Source organism: Streptomyces yerevanensis (assembly GCF_000716805.1).
GTDB lineage: Bacteria > Actinomycetota > Actinomycetes > Streptomycetales > Streptomycetaceae > Streptomyces > Streptomyces flaveus.
Genome location: NZ_JNWJ01000028.1, coordinates 1 through 19079 on the forward strand (window position 1 = coordinate 1; position 19079 = coordinate 19079).

Annotated in this window: 18 protein-coding genes, 1 tRNA gene and 4 pseudogenes; 14 read left to right on the forward strand and 9 right to left on the reverse strand. The window is 68.0% G+C overall.

The window, feature by feature from the left end:
- The 3 genes and pseudogenes from OP79_RS57180 to OP79_RS27315 all read left to right on the forward strand — a co-directional run.
- Window positions 1–103: pseudogene (locus OP79_RS57180) on the forward strand (carbohydrate ABC transporter permease); the annotation flags it as partial.
- Between the two features lie 175 nt (window positions 104–278).
- Window positions 279–614, forward strand: coding sequence for an ArsR/SmtB family transcription factor (locus OP79_RS27310; protein WP_033323967.1), 336 nt, complete (start codon window positions 279–281; stop codon window positions 612–614).
- A 2-nt stretch (window positions 615–616) separates the two neighbouring features.
- The gene (locus OP79_RS27315; RefSeq protein WP_033323832.1) at window positions 617–1318 is read left to right on the forward strand and encodes a cation efflux transmembrane domain-containing protein; all 702 of its coding nucleotides are present in this window, start codon (window positions 617–619) and stop codon (window positions 1316–1318) included.
- Window positions 1319–1484: 166 nt separating this feature from the next.
- Here the strand turns inward: OP79_RS27315 and OP79_RS27320 are convergent, their stop codons facing one another.
- Window positions 1485–1937, reverse strand: coding sequence for a flavodoxin family protein (locus OP79_RS27320; protein ID WP_033323833.1), 453 nt, complete (start codon window positions 1935–1937; stop codon window positions 1485–1487).
- Window positions 1938–2166: 229 nt separating this feature from the next.
- On the opposite strand from OP79_RS27320, the gene OP79_RS27325 reads away from it, so the two are divergent.
- A complete protein-coding gene (locus OP79_RS27325; RefSeq protein ID WP_033323835.1) occupies window positions 2167–2532 on the forward strand; it encodes a hypothetical protein in 366 nt (121 codons plus the stop codon).
- Between the two features lie 394 nt (window positions 2533–2926).
- A complete protein-coding gene (locus OP79_RS27330) occupies window positions 2927–3631 on the forward strand; it encodes a class I SAM-dependent methyltransferase (RefSeq protein WP_033323837.1) in 705 nt (234 codons plus the stop codon).
- A gap of 178 nt (window positions 3632–3809) precedes the next feature.
- Here the strand turns inward: OP79_RS27330 and OP79_RS27335 are convergent, their stop codons facing one another.
- The 3 genes from OP79_RS27335 to OP79_RS27345 form a co-directional block, all read right to left on the reverse strand.
- Entirely contained in the window at window positions 3810–4613 is an 804-nt protein-coding gene (locus tag OP79_RS27335; RefSeq protein ID WP_033323839.1) for an SAM-dependent methyltransferase, read from the reverse strand.
- Window positions 4614–4694: 81 nt separating this feature from the next.
- Window positions 4695–4925: a DUF397 domain-containing protein gene (locus tag OP79_RS27340; RefSeq protein ID WP_033323840.1), complete on the reverse strand. Its 231-nt coding sequence runs from the start codon at window positions 4923–4925 to the stop codon at window positions 4695–4697.
- Entirely contained in the window at window positions 4922–5161 is a 240-nt protein-coding gene (locus OP79_RS27345) for a hypothetical protein (protein ID WP_157857372.1), read from the reverse strand. Before OP79_RS27345 ends, OP79_RS27340 begins: the two co-directional genes overlap by 4 nt.
- A gap of 258 nt (window positions 5162–5419) precedes the next feature.
- On the opposite strand from OP79_RS27345, the gene OP79_RS27350 reads away from it, so the two are divergent.
- A complete protein-coding gene (locus OP79_RS27350) occupies window positions 5420–6817 on the forward strand; it encodes a PP2C family protein-serine/threonine phosphatase (RefSeq protein WP_033323842.1) in 1398 nt (465 codons plus the stop codon).
- 43 nt (window positions 6818–6860) lie between these two features.
- On the opposite strand, the pseudogene OP79_RS49850 reads toward OP79_RS27350, so the two are convergent.
- Window positions 6861–8072: pseudogene (locus OP79_RS49850) on the reverse strand (RNA-guided endonuclease InsQ/TnpB family protein).
- 134 nt (window positions 8073–8206) lie between these two features.
- Here OP79_RS49850 and tnpA point away from each other — a divergent pair.
- Window positions 8207–8638, forward strand: a complete 432-nt coding sequence (gene tnpA, locus OP79_RS27360; protein WP_078492039.1) for an IS200/IS605 family transposase — start codon at window positions 8207–8209, stop codon at window positions 8636–8638.
- A gap of 143 nt (window positions 8639–8781) precedes the next feature.
- Here tnpA and OP79_RS27365 read toward each other — a convergent pair.
- A pseudogene (locus OP79_RS27365) lies at window positions 8782–9159 on the reverse strand (cytochrome c biogenesis CcdA family protein); the annotation flags it as partial.
- Here OP79_RS27365 and OP79_RS49855 point away from each other — a divergent pair.
- Window positions 9156–10039: pseudogene (locus tag OP79_RS49855) on the forward strand (tyrosine-type recombinase/integrase); the annotation flags it as partial. The pseudogenes OP79_RS27365 and OP79_RS49855 overlap by 4 nt on opposite strands.
- Before the next feature lie 240 nt (window positions 10040–10279).
- Here the strand turns inward: OP79_RS49855 and OP79_RS27375 are convergent.
- The 3 genes from OP79_RS27375 to OP79_RS27385 form a co-directional block, all read right to left on the reverse strand.
- On the reverse strand, window positions 10280–10849 hold the full coding sequence (locus OP79_RS27375; RefSeq protein WP_033323843.1) for a dihydrofolate reductase family protein: 570 nt from the start codon (window positions 10847–10849) through the stop codon (window positions 10280–10282).
- Between the two features lie 325 nt (window positions 10850–11174).
- On the reverse strand, window positions 11175–11408 hold the full coding sequence (locus OP79_RS55395) for a YozE family protein (RefSeq protein ID WP_051744963.1): 234 nt from the start codon (window positions 11406–11408) through the stop codon (window positions 11175–11177).
- A gap of 215 nt (window positions 11409–11623) precedes the next feature.
- Window positions 11624–11695 (reverse strand) — tRNA-Arg (locus OP79_RS27385).
- A 112-nt stretch (window positions 11696–11807) separates the two neighbouring features.
- On the opposite strand from OP79_RS27385, the gene OP79_RS27390 reads away from it, so the two are divergent.
- The 6 genes from OP79_RS27390 to thrB all read left to right on the forward strand — a co-directional run bounded on the left by OP79_RS27390 (window position 11808) and on the right by thrB (window position 18748).
- Entirely contained in the window at window positions 11808–12329 is a 522-nt protein-coding gene (locus tag OP79_RS27390) for a response regulator (RefSeq protein WP_425428616.1), read from the forward strand.
- Between the two features lie 158 nt (window positions 12330–12487).
- The gene (gene nrtL, locus OP79_RS27395; protein WP_033323845.1) at window positions 12488–13603 is read left to right on the forward strand and encodes an ArgS-related anticodon-binding protein NrtL; all 1116 of its coding nucleotides are present in this window, start codon (window positions 12488–12490) and stop codon (window positions 13601–13603) included.
- A gap of 22 nt (window positions 13604–13625) precedes the next feature.
- Complete coding sequence (lysA, locus tag OP79_RS27400; RefSeq protein ID WP_033323846.1) at window positions 13626–15017, forward strand: diaminopimelate decarboxylase; 1392 nt, start codon at window positions 13626–13628, stop codon at window positions 15015–15017.
- Window positions 15018–15195: 178 nt separating this feature from the next.
- Window positions 15196–16488: a homoserine dehydrogenase gene (locus OP79_RS27405; RefSeq protein ID WP_033323847.1), complete on the forward strand. Its 1293-nt coding sequence runs from the start codon at window positions 15196–15198 to the stop codon at window positions 16486–16488.
- 6 nt (window positions 16489–16494) lie between these two features.
- On the forward strand, window positions 16495–17553 hold the full coding sequence (gene thrC / locus OP79_RS27410) for a threonine synthase (RefSeq protein WP_033323848.1): 1059 nt from the start codon (window positions 16495–16497) through the stop codon (window positions 17551–17553).
- Window positions 17554–17818: 265 nt separating this feature from the next.
- On the forward strand, window positions 17819–18748 hold the full coding sequence (thrB, locus tag OP79_RS27415; protein WP_033323849.1) for a homoserine kinase: 930 nt from the start codon (window positions 17819–17821) through the stop codon (window positions 18746–18748).
- Window positions 18749–19079: the final 331 nt, after the last annotated feature.

A 19079-nucleotide genomic window follows, 5' to 3' on the forward strand; every position in this document is an offset into this window, starting at 1 on the left:
CGTCGCAGCAGGCACCGTGATGTACGTCGTGCCCGTGCTGGCGCTCTTCCTGATCCTCCAGCGCGGCTTCATCGCCGGAGTCTCCACCTCCGGACTCAAATAGCCAACGCCTCGCTCATGGCAAGAGCTGCCGGGCGAGCGCGTCCGCCGCCCAGCGCTGCCACTGTGCTGGTGACCAGCCGCGGCCGGTCACCAGCAGGCCGGTGGGTCACCGATGGGACCAAGGGTGACTGAATACATGGATTTCTGAATTCAGGAATCCATGTATCGTTGTGAAGGTGCTGACTCTTGCCACCGAGATCGACGTCCTCGCCCGCTTCGGCCGCGCCCTCGCCGATCCCATCCGCTGCCGCCTGCTGCTCGCTCTGCGCCAGGCGCCGGCCCACCCCTCCGATCTGGCCGACCAGCTGGGCATCTCGCGCACCCGCCTGTCCAACCACCTGGCGTGCCTGCGCGACTGCGGCCTGGTGGTCGCCGTACCGGTCGGGCGCCGCATCCGCTACGAACTCGCCGACCCCCGCCTCGGACACGCGCTGGACGACCTGCGTACCGCCATCGTGGCGGTGGAGACCGACCGCACCTGCCCCGACACGGACGAGAAGGGCTGCTGCTGACCGTGACCGCGATATCTCTCGGACCCTCGCCCGCCCGGCGCGAGGCGCTCACCCGCCGGATACGCCTGCTCGTGGCCGTCACGATCACCTACAACGTCATCGAGGCGATCGTCGCGATCACCGCGGGCACGCTGGCCTCCTCCACCGCCTTGATCGGCTTCGGGCTCGACTCGGTCATCGAGGTCTCCTCGGCCGCGGCGGTCGCCTGGCAGTTCTCCGCCCGCGACCATGCCGTGCGCGAGGCCCGCGAGCGGACGACGCTCCGGATCATCGCCGTCTCCTTCTTCGCCCTTGCCGCGTACGTCGCTGTGGACGCCGTACGCGCCCTCTCGGGTACGGGAGAGGCGGAGCGCTCCGTTCCAGGGATCGTGCTGGCAGCTCTGTCGCTGGCCGTGATGCCGTTCCTGTCCGCGGCCCAGCGGCGGGCGGGGCGCGCACTGGGCTCCGCCTCCGCCGTGGCCGACTCCAAGCAGACGCTGCTGTGTACGTACCTCTCCGCTGTCCTGCTCGTCGGCCTCATCGCCAACGCCGTCCTCGGCTGGTCGTGGGCCGACCCGATCGCGGCCCTGGTCATCGCGGCGGTGGCGGTCAAGGAGGGGCGGGACGCCTGGCGCGGGGACGGCTGCTGTGCCGCGCCCGTTTCCGTCACGGCCGCACGGACCGGGGGCGACTGCGGCTGCCGGGACGGCTGCGAGTGCTGCTGACCGCACTCCGGTGGTCAGGACGGGGGCCTCGGGGTGCGAACGGGCCGGTGGGGTCAGCGGTCGGTGTCGTCCGGCTCAGTCGCGCCGGCGTGGTCACGCATGTCCATGATCAGCGTCGGCAGTCTGCCAAGGCGCGCGGGCTGAGAGCCTCCTCGCTTCCAGGCGCTCAGTCCATCAACCCGGCCGCGACCGTCGCGCCGAGCTCCCAGCACGCCTCGATGCCGGCCTTGCCCGGCTCACCGGTGACGGTCACCGGCTCGGCCGCACGGCGCCAGCCGAGGCCCGTCGTGATCGACTCGATCCCGCGCAGGGCCCCTGTCGTGTCACTTCCGCCGTGCACGTAGAAGCCGAACGGGCGACCGCGTGTCGCGTCCAGGCATGGGTAGTACACCTGGTCGAAGAAATGCTTGAGGGCACCGGACATGTAGCCGAGGTTCGCCGGAGTGCCGAGCAGATATCCGTCCGCGGCCAGTACGTCCGACGCCGTCGCGGACAGCGCGGCGAGCCGTACGACCCGTACGCCCTCGATCTCCGGTGCCGTCGCGCCGGACACGACGGCTTCGAACATCGCCTGGCAGTTGGGCGAAGGCGTGTGATGCACGATCAACAAGGTGGCCACGTCCCGAAACCCTGCCGTGCCATCACATCCCTCTGCAAGCGGCGCTGCCGGCGGAGGTGTTCACCGGGTGTTGACGACAGAATGCAAGCCGGTGCCCGCTGTACGGATGAAGTCGGCCGGGGCAGCTCGGGAGCCGGGAACCCGAACTCCTGTCAAGTCCGTGGGCGAAATGGCATCCGATCAGCTGAAACGCCCCGGAGTATTGCCGGGGATCCGGCACGATACGTGCATGAACGAAGACGTATTCCTGGAGAGCACCAAGCAGTTCGCGCTCTACCTGTCCGAGCTCCAAAGCGGCCTCGACCCCGAGTCGTACGAGCTGCTGCTACGCATCCTCAAGGGTACGAACGACGCACTCGTCCACCGCAACGTCGATATCGACATCGAGCTGTCGCCACGCGAACAGGAGCTGTTCACCCCCGAGTTCGGGCGGAGGCTGAACCAGCTCCTGGATCTTCTGGGCCCCCTCGGTGCGCACACGCTCGTCGACTTCAGCACCCTCACCGGAACCGAACCCGTGCAAAGCGACGCCGAGCGGGAGCACCTACGGCGTGAGGTCGAGGGCATCGCCAGGGCCAGCGGGCTGGAGCCCTGACACCGACGTGATCACACGGTTCACGCGCCCCTCACGCGTGAACCGTGATCAGCAACGACAAAGAGCGGGACTCAGTGAGACTGGGTCCCGTTCTCTCATGTCGGTATTCGCCCTGCTCAGAGCTTGATTTCTACTGATCCTCGGCGAGTGCCCCCGACGTGGCTCCAAGGGCGACCGCGTCTGCGACTGGGCGCCGGCCGTCACCGCCGGAGAGGCGGTTCACAGCCTGTGGACAACGAACCGCCGCCCAGCGGCATGGGTGACGACTCTATTTTCGAGGTTGTACGCCGACGTTCCGTCTTGCTGTCGCGCAGTTCAGGAGCGTGACTCCTTCTGCCGATTGGAGTTGTGGGACATGTCCATTCAGGTGGGGGCACATCGAGAGGCAACACTGATGCACAGGTCTGCATACGAGCAGATGGAACTCTGCGTGAAGGAGTACATGCCGACGAACCGGCGGCACCGGGTCGTGGATCTTGGATCGCGTGTGTCAGACAAACAGAGTGTCACGCATAAAGACATGCTGGGTCAGCATGACATCGACTATGTGGGCGTTGATGTACTCGATGGACAGAATGTGGATGTGGTCATGGCCAAGCCGTACCGCATTCCAGTGAAGTCCAACAGCACGGACTTTGTGCTCTCAGGTCAAGCATTCGAACACATCCCGTTCTTCTGGGTGACGATGATGGAGATCGCGCGTGTGCTGAAGCCCAGGGGAATGGCATTCGTCACGGCACCGTCGCGCGGCCATGTGCACGATGCACAGGATTGCTGGCGCTACTACCCAGACGGGTTCCGAGCCATGGCTGCGTACTCGGGACTCGAATTGCGCGAGGCCTACACCGATTTTCCGCCGATGGCGGGAATCCGGCACAATTACTCGGCCATTGACGCCAAACATGCCTACTGGGGTGATTCCGTCGGGGTCTTCCAGAAGCCTCGCCGTTACCGGCGACTGCCGATGTTCTTCGTACGCGAACTGACTGTCTGGTGGGCCAACCGCGTCGGAGGTGTCCAGAACACGCCCCTGCTCAAGCCAGTCGAAGGACGCGCGCTCTGCGGCCGCCCGGTCACGTCCGCGGACGTGACCGACTGACCCAGCGGCAGTGCGGTGACCCGAGGGACAGCAGCACTGCCTCTGACATACACCCATGTACCGACGTAACTTCAAGGTCAGTGCGCGGAGTTGCTGCAGGAGGTGGTCACCGTGAACGGTAGCCTCTTGCGGGGAAAGCGGACACGAGGCCCAAGCCCGTGACGCTGGCGCAGGGGCTTCACAGTTTGCGGGCGACCCCCACATACAGCGGGATCTGCTCCCTCTGACTGTGCTGTTCCCCGAGCTCTGGGTGCCAGAGTGCGGCGAGTTCTATGCCAGGGTCGACCAGCTCAAGGCCTTCGAAGAACCTCGAAAATTCGCTGCGCGACCGAACTGTCGCGGGAGTTCCTCCCCTGCGGTAGACGTTGACAACGCGCTCCCATGTCTCGGGATCGAAATCTCCTGTCGCATGGGAAAGCGCCAGATAGCTCCCGGCTGCCAGCGGCTTGAGCAGCTCACCCACGATCCGGTAGGGATCGTCGTCATCTGCCACCAGATGCAGGAGGGCCACCAAAGACAGAGCGATGGGCTGCTCGAAGTCGAGGGTCTCTTTCGCCGCTGCGAGGATCCTTCCCGGCTCTCTCACGTCGGCTTGGATGTAGGCGGTCCTCCCTTCTGGCGTGCTGTGAAGAAGCGCCTCGGCATGCCTGAGGACGATCGGGTCGTTGTCCGCGTAGACCACACGGGCGCTGGGTGTGATGGCCTGGACGACCTGATGGAGGTTCGGCTCGGTCGGTATTCCAGTGCCGATGTCGAGGAATTGATTGATCCCTCGCTCAGTCAATAGCCGGGAGGCCCGGTACATGAAATCGCGGTTGACCCGTGCCATTTCTTCAACGGCAGGGAACAAGGAGATCACCTTTTCTGCGGCTTCCCAGTCGACGGGATAGTTGTCCTTGCCTCCGAGGAAGTAGTCGTACATGCGGGCCGAGTGAGGTTTGCTGGTGTCGATTTCGTCCGTGCTGAATCCTGCATCTGTCACTTCAGTCCTCCGCTGCTAAATGGGTGTGACCGTAAAACCTCATATGGATGCGGTTGAATGGTGTTTTTGCGAACCGGTGTCTCACGTGACCAGGAAGTCCGTCACTCCGGCCTTGGCTGCCCCGACGAATTCGGCGATCGTGGAGGAGGTGCAGATGAGTGCGGGGCTCTCAGGGTCCGTGGACTGCCTGAGCGCCACGTGCCCACCGTCAAGCTTTTTCACTTCGACGCAATTGCCGTTGTTGCTGCCGCTCCGCGGCTTGTGCCACCCCTCAGTACCCAAATCCTTAGTGGCGTTAATGGCGTGTTTCATCGCTCCAGCTCCTTGCGGACGCCCAACAGGAATTCCCTGGTGCGTCCCTTGGACATTGCTTGGGCACTGGTGGACTCACACATCCCGTCGGCCCAGACGACGAGCGCACGGCTCGGTACCGGGCTCGCCGACTGCTTGGCCTCGGACGTGTCCGTGTCCTTGTCCGACGAACAACCGCCGACGGCCAGTACGCCCACGACCACCATCGCCGCGCCGCGCTTCACTCGTGCGGGCATGTCCGTCCCCGGGGGACCCCTCCCGACGCTGGGTTCGTTATCGGGTGCGGGTGTACACCTGGCCCCCGCTCAAGCCGCAGGCCACACCCTCCGAGCCGACGAGGCGGAGAGATCGCCTGACGGCGTGTGGCAACTGCTGTAAGGCCGCTCCTGCCGCGGCGCCCACGGCGGGGCGAGAGGGCTACCGGGGCACTAGGGTGTGCGATGTGGCCGTATCCGCCACAGAACCCGGGGCGGCCGGGAAGAGGTGAGGCGCCGATGAGCGGCGACGAGAGCCTTCAGCGCCGGCAGTCGCCGACGGCTTCCGGTCCGGCCGGGGATGCGGACCTGGTCGGCATCGCCGAGCAGGTCGGACAACTCACCCGGGCTCAGGGACGCATGCAGGCGCTGCTGGACGCGGTGCTCGCGGTCGGCCGCGAGCTGGAGCTGCCGGTGGTGCTGCGGGAGATCGTGAGCGCCGCGATGCAGCTGGTGAACGCCCGCTACGGCGCCCTCGGCGTGTTCGGCGAGGACCGTACGGGCCTTGAGGACTTCATCCCGCTGGGCCTGAGCGACACCGAGCACCAGGCCCTGGCCGACATACACCCCCCGCACGGCCGCGGCCTGCTCGCCCACCTGATCGAGCAGCACGAACCGCTGCGCGTGGACGACGTACCGCACCATCCGGACGCGGTCGGCTTCCCCACCGGGCATCCGTCGATGCGGACCCTGCTCGGGGTGGCGATCGGCGTGCACGGGCGCATCTACGGCAACCTCTATCTGACCGACCGACGCGACGGCAAACCGTTCGACGAACAGGACGCGGCTGTCGTCCTCGCGCTGGCCGGGGCCGCCGGCATCGCCATCGAGAACGCCCGGCTGTATCAGCGGGTGCGTACCTCCGCCGAGCAGTTCCAGCGCCTGCTGCTGCCCACGCTGCCCGACCTGGCCCCGTTCACCGCGGCCGCGGTATACCGGCCGGCGACCGCCCCCGACCACCACCTGGGCGGCGACTGGTACGACGCCCTGCTGCTCCCGGACGGTGCGTGCGCCGCGATCATCGGCGACGTGCTGGGCCACGACCTGACGGCGGCGGCCGTCATGGCGCAGACCCGCAACATGCTCCGCGCCCTGCTGTACGACCGGCTCACCCCGCCGAGCCTGGTCCTGGACCGGCTCGACGACATTCTGCACTCCATCACCGAGGCCCCCGTCACCACCGCCTGCCTGGCCCGCATCGAACCCGACGGCGACGGCTGGCGCCTGCACTGGTCGACGGCCGGCCACCTGCCGCCCATGCTCCTCACCGCCGACGGCCGCACCCGCTACCTGCAGGCCGAACCCGGCGTGCCGCTGGGCGTCGACACCCGCCTGCCGCGCCCCGACCACACCCACCCGCTGACGCCCGGAGACACAGTGCTGCTGTTCACCGACGGCCTGGTGGAACACCCCGAGCACCCGCTGGACGCCGGACTGGACACGCTTGCCGCCACCGCCGCCGCCCACGTCGGGCTGCCCCTCGACGCACTCTGCTGCACGCTGGCCGACCAGAACCCCGGCGACGGCCACGACGACCTCGCTCTTCTCGCCGTGCGCACCCCGCGCACCGGTCCCGGAAACGGTTCCTCAGCCGCCGGTCGTGAATCAACCGGCCGGAGCCGGAATCCACATCCTTGAAGTGTTCTCCTTCCTTCGGCAAGCTCAGGAAGGAGACTCCCGCCTACCTTGCGGTGGCGGGTTTGGCGCCACGGGTGCGCCTGACGACTGCCCTCCCGGCAGCCGGGATGAGCGCGTGGCCCATCCGGTACAGGTGCAAGATGTTCCGGGCTGCGTTGTGGTCGGCGTTGCCTTCCCAGCCGCAGTCGGGGTTCTTGCATACGAACGTGGCCTGGTCCTCCCGGCTGCCGGGCGTGATGAAGCCGCACGTGGAGCAGCGCAGGGAGGTGTTCGGGGCGGGGACCTTGGCGAGGGTGCCGCCGTGGCGGGCGGTCTTGTACGTCAGCATTGTCACGGTGCGGCCCCATGCCTCTTGGCTGATGGAGCGGTTCAGGCCGGACTTCTGCGCGACGTTCTTCCCCGGTTCCTCGATGGTTCCCCTGGCGGACTTGACCATGTTCGTGATGTTGAGTTGTTCGACCACGACCGTGCCGTAGGTGCGGGCGAGGTTTGTTGTGGTCTGGTGCTGCCAGTCAACGGCGCGGCGCGTGGCTCTTGCGCGGAGCTGGTTGATCTGGTCATAGGTGTTCCGCAGCCGGTTGGAGCTGCGCTCCTTCGGCTTGCGGAAGGATTTGCGGTGTGCGGCCCGCTGTTCCAGGCGGAGCAACTTGGCTTTCTCGTCCGGGTTCAGCCACTTGTCCCGGTCGGCGGTGCCGTCCGGGAGCCGGGGCGGCCGCCCGTGGTCCTGGTGGTTGCCGTCGGACAGGGCCAGAGGCAGGTTCACCCCGGCGTCGATGCCGACCTCGCCGCCGCCATGCGGTTCGGGCCTGGGCTGAAGGGTCTGGACGCGGAAGGCGATGTGTCAGCCGAGCGCGTCCTTGACCAGCCGCGCCCCGGTGATCCGGTTCTCCTTGTTCGCTGCCTTGCCCATCGGCAGATCACGGGTCCAGCGGAACCGGACGCGGCCGACCTTGGGGATGTTGACCATGCCCCACCGTCGGTGCACCCGCTTGATCTGGAGGTCCCGGCCCTGCGGGATGTCCACGGACATGACGGTGCGGATGCGGGCCTTGAAGGTGGGCTCCTCGGCCCGTTTGTCCCAGCAGTTCTTCCACGCCTGGAAGTACGTCTTGAGGACCGCCCGCGCGGCTTGTGCGGGCAGCACCGCGTACCAGTCGATCTCCTTACGGGCCTGACGCAACGTCTGGTCCATGCGGGACAGCGATCTCTGGCACTTCGGCGTCATGGTCCACAGGTCGTGGAGCTGATTCCACATCGCCCGCGCCGCATGAGCCTGATCATCCACGAGCCGGACCTGCGCAGGCGTCAGCGCCAGCCGGGCGCGATGCCCGAACTGCCACTCCTCCAGAGCACGCTCCGTGTTCGCACGATCACTGTACCATTTGGTTTATGTCGCCACGTTGGAACCCAAACCCCGATGTACGCACCGGCCGTCACGTCGTGTACAACCTGCATGTCCACTTGGTGTTCGTCACCAAGTACCGACGGAAGGCGTTCACCGACGCCATGCTGATCAGGTGCGAGGAGATCATGCGGGAGGTCTGCACCGACTTCGAGGCCGAGCTGAAGCAGTTCAACGGTGAAGAGGGCCACGTGCACCTCCTGGTGCACTACCCGCCGAAGGTCCAGCTCTCCAAACTGGTCAACTCCCTCAAGGGCGTCTCCGCCCGCCTGCTGCGCAAGGAGTACAACGCTCACGTCCGCCGCTATCTGTGGGGCGGCCACTTCTGGTCCGGCTCCTACTTCGCCGGATCCTGCGGCGGGGCACCGCTGACCGCCGTACGCCAGTACATCGAGAACCAGCAACGCCCCACAGGCTGATGGCAACACTGCGGACCCGTGCGAACAGTGCGGGTCAGAGCAGTTCCGAGATGGCCTTCACCCCCGCCCTGAAGGGCGGAGCACTGGCCAAGATCAAAAGTAGACAGTAAGTAGCGGGAGGGTTCAGAACGTAGCGGGAGGATTCAGATGCCGACGGTGAAGCCGGCCGACCAGGACTGCATCTGGCTGATCAGGTAGCTCCACACCCCGGTGACCATCAGCAGGCTGGTGGCGATCATCATGCCGCCGCCGATCCGCATCACCCACTGGTAGTGGGCCTTCACCCAGGCGAACACACCGAGCGCCTTGCGGAACGCCGGCCCGGCCACGAGGAAGGGCGCCCCCAACCCGGCACAGTAGGCGACGGTCAGGACCGCGCCGCGCCCAGCGCTGGCCTCACTGAAGGCGAGCGCCTGCATGGCGGCCAGGGTGGGGCCGATGCACTGCGTCCAGCCCACGCCGAATAGCACACCCAGCATCAGGGCCCCGACCAGCCCGATCGTCGGGCGCCGGTGCAGACGCCGAGGTGTTCGAGGACGTGCTCTACCGGCTCAGCTACAAGCTGGACGGCACACCGGCGGCAGGCGACACGTACAGACGACGTCGCCGGGCCCTGAACACCGCCCTCGAACACGCCGTGGTCGCCGACGTGCTTCCGGAGAACCCGCTTCAGCGTGCCCGCCGGAAGTACGTCGGCTCCAAGGACACGGTTGACCGGCGCGTCCTCGTGAACGCCGTACAGGCCCGGCAGTTGCTCACCGCCGTCTCGTCGTCGGATCGTGGGATCGCTGCCGTGGGCGGCGTCTGGCGGCCTTCTACGCGGTCCTGTACTTCGCCGGACTCCGGCCCGCCGAAGCGGTCGGGCTCCGACTGTCGGACTGCCACCTGCCGGAGACGGGTTGGGACACGCTGACCCTGGCGGAGACGCGCCCCGTCTCCGGGAAGCAGTGGACGGACTCGGGGGAGCGGCACGACCGCCGGGGCCTGAAGGCACGCGAGGCGTCCACTGACCGGCCGGTCCCCATCCCGCCGGTCCTGGTCGCCATCCTCCGGGCTCACCTGAAGGAGTTCGGGACCGCCAAGGAAGGGCGCGTGTTCGGCAATGAGCGCGGGGGACTGGTCGGCTCATCCACCTACTGGCGGGCGTGGGAGGAAGCGCGGCTGTTCGCCCTCCCGCCGGACCGCGTCGATTCGCCGCTCGCCGGTCGCCCGTACGACCTGCGGCACGCATGCATCACGCGGTGGCTGAACGCAGGGGTTCCGATCGCTGAGGTGGCCCGGCGGGTCGGCAACTCCCCGGAAGTGATCCACCGCCGCTACCACGGCTGCATCGACGGCCACGAGGAAGCCGCCAACGCGAAGATCACAAAGGCATTGGAGGAGGAGGGAGACGCCGCATAGCGGCCCGTTGCATCGCGTTGCGAGGGCGGTCCGGGCGACTCGGACCGCCCTCTAGCGCTAGTGCCACGTCAGGCAACGTTTGCCCTGTCCGCTACCGGCACCTCGGGGCGATGTCCCCCGTCGATATGTCCGCGCGTTCGGGGGCACGGCCAGCACGGCCAGCGCGGCCAGCGCGGCCAACGCGACCCCGAGCCGTCGTTCCGTCGCGAGGGAGCGGCCAACGTGCCAGGACAAATCACGTCAAGCCGTAACTCGCGTGGGCCGGTATCGCAGGGCGACCGCCCCCGACCGGAACTCATGGCGGTCCACGGGCTCGAGCTGGATGCGCTCGCGCAGACCGGCGAGCAACGTCGGCCCGTGTCCGGCAAGGACCGGCTGCACAAGGAACCCGTACTCGTCGATCAGTCCCAGATCTGCCAACGCCAGGGGGAGCGTCACGCCACCCACCCACAGGCCCTCGCCTGACTCCTGCTTGAGCCGCTGAACCGCTTGCCCCAAGTCGCCTCGCACCAGCTCGGCATTCCAATCGACCCCGCTCAGCGTGCTCGACACGACGTACTTCTTCGCCCGGTCGATGGTCTCGGCGAACGGGATGCGCCACTCATCCATCCAGTCAGGCCACGTGTCCGTGGCCGGCTTCCGCCACGCCGACTCCATCATCTCGTAGGTCACCCGGCCGAATAGCAGGGCATCGGCTCGCTCCATCTCAGCGGTCCAGTAGCGCATCGACTCCTCGTCCGGGGGGAGCCCTGCCTCGTGATGGCAGCAGCCGTCGAGCGTGACGTTGATCGAGTATCGAAGTGGTCTCATCTCGTTGCTCTCCCTTGATGCGCGCAGCGCGTTTTCACCGGACCGTACTTAGACGACTGTCGGCGCCATTTCTCATCGGCGCCCGATCCCACCTACTCAACACCGTCGTGATGCGAACCAGACCGCAGACCGAGCGCGCGACCGATTCGGCGCTCGGGGCGTTCAGGTTCGCAACGGGACGGCGCCCATAACGCTCGACTTCGATGCACGGTGCCACGTCACCTACCGTCGGCTCAGGGTCAACGACGAACATCGCAAACGTTGCCTGACGCGGCACTAGAGGTGCAGCGAGCGGCCGGAACCCCTGTTGGTCCGCGCTAGCGGCTCAGGCATCGCCTAGCGCCGCCCGGTACGCCTCGTATCGAACCCAGGCCTCCTCGAACATCTCGATGGCGGCTGGGATGGCGCCGCACTCTTCGAGATAGGCGCGCTGGCCCGCCCGCCCCTTCCGTGAGGGCCAGTCGGGATCAGCGGCGACGTCGCGGGCTATGTCGCCGATGCCGCTCTCGCGATCGGTTTGGGTCTTCAACCACGCCGTGAAGCTCTTCGGTTTGGGCATGTACGCATCCTTCCGCGCAGCCCCCGACGTCGTCGCGGGGCGCCCTGCGCGTGAGCAGCGTGTGAGCGTGTCGGAGGTGTGTCGCGTGTATCGCAGATAGTGCGTGAACAGTGAGAGACAACGAGAAAGAGCGGGAGTCAGTGAGACTGACTCCCGCTCTCTCATGTCGGCATCCGCCCAGCTCAGCGCCTGATTCTTGCTGACTGTGTGGCGAGTGCCCCCGGCAGGATTCGAACCTGCGCACACGGCTCCGGAGGCCGTTGCTCTATCCCCTGAGCTACGGGGGCGTGTCGGGCGCGGTTTGTGCGGCGACGGGTAGAACCCTACCAGCTCTTACGAGGGCATCAGGAACCGGTTTTGGTGTGGGGAAACGGGTCGGGGCGCGGGCCCGCGGGCGGGGTGGAAGTGGGGAAAAGCCGGACGCGGGCGGGGGAGCGGACCTACTCTCGAGTTGTGCCAGGCGCGTCGGGTCGGGTGCTTGTTGTGGACGACAACAAGGTCATCCGGCAGTTGATCAGGGTCAACCTCGAGCTGGAGGGTTTCGAGGTCGTGACCGCGGCTGACGGTGCCGAGTGTCTGGATGTCGTTCATCACGTGCGGCCCGATGTCATCACCCTGGACGTCGTGATGCCCCGGCTCGACGGGCTGCGGACCGCCGCCCGGCTCCGTGCCGATCCGCGGACCCGGAACCTGCCCCTCGCCGTCGTGAGCGCCTGTTCGCAGTACGAGGTCGAGGGCGGGCTCGATGTGGGGGTGGACGCCTTTCTGGCCAAGCCCTTTGAGCCTGCCGAACTCGTGCGGCTCGTACGGCAGTTGATGGAGCGGCGCGGTGGTGGAGCCTCCCTCGGGAGTCCGCTCGGGGCCCCGGGAGCCACGAGCGAGACCGAGTGTGCCGAGCGGGCGGGGCGCGCCGGCGCTTGAAGGGGGAGGGGTGACGGTCCGGCCCCGACGGGTCGGCGCCCCACGGATCCGTGCGCTGACGGCCCGGCCCAGCACCGTCCACATCCTCCCGTCCACATCCCGGACCCTCCCCAAATCGGCTCGCTCACCCACCCCCCTCCTCCCATACGCTTGTCCCCGTGACCCCCGTCGAGCTCTCCCGTACCGTCCTGCGCGCCGTGCGCCGCGCCGTGGACGCCGGTGAGCTCAGTGTGGCCGTGCCCGCGCGGGCCGTGGTGGCGCCGCCGGGGCCCGGGGGATGCGGTGACTACGCCACGAATGTCGCCCTGCAGCTGGCCCGGCCCGCCGGGCGTCCGCCACGTCATGTCGCCGAGATCCTGCGGCCGCTCATCACCGAGGCCGCGGGTGTCGCACACGTCGAGATCACCGGGCCCGGCTTCCTCAACATCACCCTCGACGGGGGAGCGGAGGCCCTGGTCCGGGAGATCCTGCGGCGCGGCGTTCGCTATGGGTACGCCGAGGAACCGAGCGGGCGGATCGTGCAGTTGCACTACCCGTGCGAGGTGCGCGCCGCGGTCAGTGGGCAGGTGCTCGCCGGGATCCTCCGTACGCAGGGTGCCCTCGTCCGTACGTCCTGCGAGGCCGAACCGGACCCCGCGTGGGCCGAGCCCCTCGGCGTGACCGTCGACGCCCACGGCCGACCCGGCGCTCCCGCCCCTCTCGACGTGAATCCCCGGCCGGGACCAGCACCCGAGGACCGCATCCCCCTCGACGTGAACCTCCGCCCCGTACCGGCACCCGAGGACCCCACCCCCCTCGGCCGTGACGCCGCCCGCTGGGCCCTTCTCCACCCGGCCCCCCACGACCGGCCCCGGATCACCGCCGACCACCTCGTACAGCGCGAGATCAACCCCCTCTTCAGAGTCCGTTACGCACACGCCCGCGCCCGAGCCCTCAGACGCAACGCCGCCGACCTCGGCTTCGACGGCGCCCCCGGTGACGTACAGCCACAAAATCCCAACCATTCCTCAGCCGCCCTCCTCACGGCCCTGGCCGACCACCCCGCCGCCCTCGCCACCGCGGCAACCCGCCGCGCCCCCGACCACCTGGCCCGCCACCTCGTCGTCATCGCCGACGCCCTCCTCCGGTACCAGGAGGTCACCCGCGTCCTCCCCCTGGGTGACGAGAAACCCTCGGCCGCCCACCGGGCCCGGCTGGCGCTTGCCGAAGCCGCCGGGACGGTGCTGGCCGGCGGCCTGACCCTGCTCGGCATCGACGCACCCGAACACCTCTGAGAGAGCCGAAGAAAGACAAGTCATGAGCCGTTCCGCACACCCCGCCGGGCCCCGTCACGCCGATGTTCTGCCCGAGGGGCACTACACCGCGCCGCCCACCGACCTCAACGCCCTGGACCCGAAGGTCTGGGCGCAGACCGTCACCCGTACGCCCGACGGAGTCGTCAGCGTCGGCGGCATCGATGTGAAGAAGCTGGCCGAGGAGTTCGGCACCCCGGCGTACTTCATCGACGAGGCCGACTTCCGTGCGCGGGCGCGCGCCTGGCGCACTGCCTTCGGGGAGGACGCCGACGTCTTCTACGCCGGCAAGGCGTTCCTGTCGCGCGCCGTCGTGCGCTGGCTGCACGAGGAGGGGCTCAACCTCGACGTCTGCTCCGGCGGCGAACTCACCACCGCCCTGTCCGCCGGCATGCCCGCCGACCGCATCGCCTTCCACGGCAACAACAAGTCCACCGAGGAAATCACCGAAGCCATCAGCAGCGGCGTGGGACGCATCGTCCTCGACTCCTTCCAGGAGATCGTCCGCGTCGCGCACATCGCCGAGTCGCTCGGCAGGCGGCAGCGCGTGCAGATCCGGGTGACGGTCGGCGTCGAGGCGCACACGCACGAGTTCATCGCCACGGCCCACGAGGACCAGAAGTTCGGCATCGGGCTCGCGGACGGGCAGGCCGCCGAGGCCGTACGGCGGGCCCTCGCCCTCGACGGACTCGAACTCATCGGGATTCACAGCCACATCGGCTCGCAGATCTTCGACATGGCCGGTTTCGAGGTCGCCGCGCGCCGGGTGGTCAAGCTGCTCGCCGAGATCCGCGACGAGCACGGCGTCGAGCTGCCCGAGATCGACCTCGGCGGCGGCCTCGGTATCGCCTACACCAGCGAGGACGATCCGAGCGAGCCGCACGAGATCGCCAAGGCGCTGAACGAGATCGTCACGCGCGAGTGCGAGTCCGCGAAGCTCCGCACCCCCCGCATCTCCGTCGAGCCAGGGCGCGCCATCGTCGGCCCGACCGCCTTCACCCTGTACGAGGTCGGCACCATCAAGCCGCTCGACGGACTGCGTACGTACGTCTCCGTCGACGGCGGCATGTCGGACAACATCCGCACCGCGCTGTACGACGCCGAGTACAGCGTCTCCCTCGTCTCCCGTGTGAGCGAGGCCGAACCCATGCTCGTACGCGTCGTCGGCAAGCACTGCGAGAGCGGCGACATCGTCGTACGCGACGCCTTCCTGCCCGCCGATCTCGCGCCGGGCGACCTCATCGCCGTGCCGGCCACGGGGGCGTACTGCCGCTCCATGGCCAGCAACTACAACCACGCGCTGCGCCCGCCCGTCGTCGCGGTCCGGGACAGCGAGGCCCGGGTGATCGTCCGCCGGGAGACGGAGGAGGACCTGCTGCGCCTCGATGTCGGATGAGGCACTGACGTACGCAGCCGGATGACCCGCTGACGTACGCAGACAACCGGCGGAAGATCTCCTGTGATCGGCCACCGGAGAAATGAAATAGACATCTCACGATCCGGACATGGCATAGAAAGTCCCGTCCGGTGAGTGAGACTGGATCCACCGTGACGGTAAGAGGAAACGAGGTCGGATGATGCGTACGCGTCCGCTGAAGGTGGCGCTGCTGGGCTGTGGTGTTGTCGGCTCAGAGGTGGCGCGCATCATGACGACGCACGCTGCCGACCTCGCCGCCCGCATCGGGGCCCCCGTCGAGCTGGCGGGCGTCGCCGTCCGGCGGCCCGACAAGGTACGGGAGGGCATCCCGGCCGAGCTCATCACCACCGACGCCACCGCCCTCGTCAAACGCGGGGACATCGACGTGGTCGTCGAGCTCATCGGCGGTATCGAGCCCGCCCGCTCCCTCATCACCACCGCCTTCGAGCACGGCGCCTCCGTCGTCTCCGCGAACAAGGCGCTGCTCGCCCAGGACGGCGCGGGCCTGCACGCCATCGCCGAGGAGCAGAACAAGGACCTCTATTACGAGGCGGCCGTCGCCGGTGCCATCCCGCTGATCCGGCCGCTGCGCGAGTCCCTCGCCGGTGACAAGGTCAACCGCGTGCTCGGCATCGTCAACGGCACCACCAACTTCATCCTCGACAAGATGGATTCGACGGGCGCCGGCTACCAGGAGGCCCTCGACGAGGCCTCCGCGCTCGGGTATGCGGAAGCCGATCCCACCGCGGACGTCGAAGGCTTCGACGCCGCTGCCAAGGCCGCGATCCTCGCCGGAATCGCCTTCCACACGCGCGTGCGGCTCGACGACGTGTACCGCGAGGGCATGACCGAGGTCACCGCCGCCGACTTCGCCTCGGCGAAGGGGATGGGCTGCACCATCAAGCTGCTCGCCATCTGTGAACGGGCCGCCGACGGAGGGTCCGTCACCGCGCGCGTGCACCCCGCGATGATTCCGCTGGCCCACCCGCTCGCCTCCGTGCGCGGTGCGTACAACGCCGTGTTCGTCGAGTCAGACGCCGCGGGGCAGCTGATGTTCTACGGTCCCGGCGCGGGCGGTGCGCCGACCGCCTCCGCGGTCCTCGGTGACCTCGTGGCCGTCTGCCGCAACCGGATCAGCGGCGCCACCGGACCCGGCGCCTCCGCGTACACCCAGCTGCCCGTCTCGCCGATGGGCGAGGTCGTCACGCGATACCACATCAGTCTCGATGTGGCGGACAAACCGGGTGTTCTCGCCCAGGTCGCGACCGTTTTCGCCGAGCACGGCGTTTCGATCGATACGGTTCGCCAGCAGGGGAAGGACGGCGAGGCTTCTCTGGTCGTCGTCACCCACCACGCGTCCGACGCCTCCCTGAACGGGACCGTCGAGGCGCTGCGCAGCCTCGACACCGTGCGGGGTGTCGCCAGCATCATGCGGGTTGAAGGAGAGTAACCAGCAATGACCCACCAATGGCGCGGAATCATCGAGGAGTACCGGGACCGGCTGCCGGTATCCGACAGCACGCCGGTCGTGACGCTCCGCGAGGGCGGCACGCCCCTCGTGCCCGCGCAGGTGCTCTCCGAGCGCACGGGCTGCGAGGTGCACCTCAAGGTCGAGGGCGCGAACCCCACCGGATCCTTCAAGGACCGCGGTATGACCATGGCCATCACCCGGGCCAAGGAGGAGGGTGCGAAGGCCGTCATCTGCGCCTCGACGGGGAACACGTCGGCTTCCGCCGCCGCGTATGCCGTACGGGCCGGAATGGTCTCCGCCGTACTCGTCCCGCAGGGCAAGATCGCGCTCGGCAAGATGGGCCAGGCGCTCGTGCACGGCGCGAAGATCCTCCAAGTCGACGGGAACTTCGACGACTGCCTCACGCTCGCGCGCAATCTGTCCGACAACTACCCTGTGGCGCTGGTGAATTCAGTCAATCCGGTGCGCATCGAGGGTCAGAAGACCGCCGCGTTCGAAATCGTGGACATGCTGGGTGACGCACCTGACATTCACGTCCTGCCGGTGGGCAACGCGGGCAATATCACGGCCTATTGGAAGGGCTACACGGAGTACGCGGCCGATGGGATCGCGAAGCAGACCCCTCGAATGTGGGGTTTCCAGGCCTCCGGTTCCGCCCCGATCGTGCGCGGGGAGGTCGTCAAGGATCCGTCGACCATCGCCACCGCGATCCGGATCGGCAACCCGGCCTCGTGGAAGTTCGCGCTTGCCGCGCGGGACGAATCGGGCGGTTTCATCGATGAGGTGACGGACCGTGAGATTCTGCGCGCCTACCGGCTGTTGGCCTCCCAGGAGGGCGTCTTCGTCGAGCCCGCGTCCGCCGCGTCCGTCGCCGGCCTGCTGAAGGCCGCCGAGCAGGGCAAGGTCGACCCGGGCCAGCGCATCGTCTGTACGGTGACCGGAAACGGCCTCAAGGACCCGGACTGGGCCGTCGCGGGCGCCCCGCAGCCCGTCACGGTCCCGGTGGACGCGGCAACTGCGGCAGAGCGTCTCGGGCTTGCGTAAGCGTGGCGCCTCGGTTTCGCCTAACCTGTAATTCCTGACAGGGGGTGCACGGGGGGCTTATGGCACGCACCATGCGCCTCCCGTGCGCCCTATGTCGCCACGGAACCTTCCTTCGATAAGCTGTAGGTAACCCGCCCGCCGCATATGCCGCGGTGCCGCGCCGTCTCTGCGGCCGCGGGGTCTTCCGTGATCTTCCGTTCGTCTCGCAGGATTTCGACACATCTCGACAATCTCGCAGCTCAAGCTCAAGGAGAGTCATCGAGCGATGGCCGGTCCAGCGTTCCGCGCCGCCGCCGTCCGGGTGCGCGTCCCCGCCACCAGCGCCAACCTCGGCCCGGGCTTCGACGCCCTCGGTCTGTCGCTGGGGCTCTACGACGACGTGGTCGTCCGGGTGGCCGACTCCGGCCTGGACATCGACATCGCAGGTGAGGGCAGCGAGACACTCCCGCGTGATGAGAGTCACCTCCTCGTACGTTCCCTCCGTACCGCCTTCGATCTGCTGGGCGGACAGCCGCGCGGACTCGAAATCGTCTGCGCGAACCGCATCCCGCACGGCCGCGGCCTCGGCTCCTCGTCCGCCGCGATCTGCGCGGGCATCGTCACCGCGCGCGCCGTGACCATCGGCGGGGACGCGAAGCTCGACGACGAGGCGCTCCTCGAGCTCGCCACCGAGATCGAGGGCCATCCCGACAATGTCGCGGCCTGTCTGCTCGGCGGTTTCACGCTGTCCTGGATCGAGGGCGGCGCCGCACGCGCCATCAGGATGGATCCCGCCGATTCCATCGTTCCGGTGGTTTTCGTACCGGGGAAGCCGGTGCTGACGGAGACCGCCCGCGGACTGCTGCCGCGCACCGTGCCGCACGTCGACGCCGCCACCAACGCGGGCCGCGCCGCACTGCTCGTAGAGGCCCTCACCAGGCGCCCCGGGCTGCTGCTGCCCGCCACCGAGGACCGACTGCACCAGGAGTACCGCGCTCCCGCCATGCCGGAGAGCGCCGCTCTGGTGGAGCGGCTGCGGGCCGACGGGGTCCCCGCCGTGATCTCCGGTGCGGGTCCCACCGTGCTCGCGCTGGCCGACGAAGCCACCGCCGACAAGGTCTCGCGCCTGGCCGGCGAGGGCTGGGCGGCCAACCGGCTGAGCCTCGATGCCCAGGGAGCGAGCGTGCTGCCGCTTGCCACCTACGGTGTCGATTAAAAGCGTACGGTTGCCGGATTTGGAGAGGGGGAATGTTTGTTGGATCCGGTAGTGTTAATCTCAAGTCTGCACCCGACCCCACCATGGCGAGGTGCTTCGTGTCCCCGTCCGGGACAGACCTCTTTCCGGGAGCCTCCCAAACTGCTTTGTGTCACGCATTCGGTGCTTATGCGCTGAGCAGTCCTGAGCACGCTCCGGAACCGGCGTGACCGAGCCGATCGACACCGCACATCAGTGTCACGGCCCCCGGAAACGTCATCCAGCAAATATTCCCTCCGCCTCTTTGGCGGACCACCGCCCCGGCGCGGTCCACACCACAGGACCGAAGCCG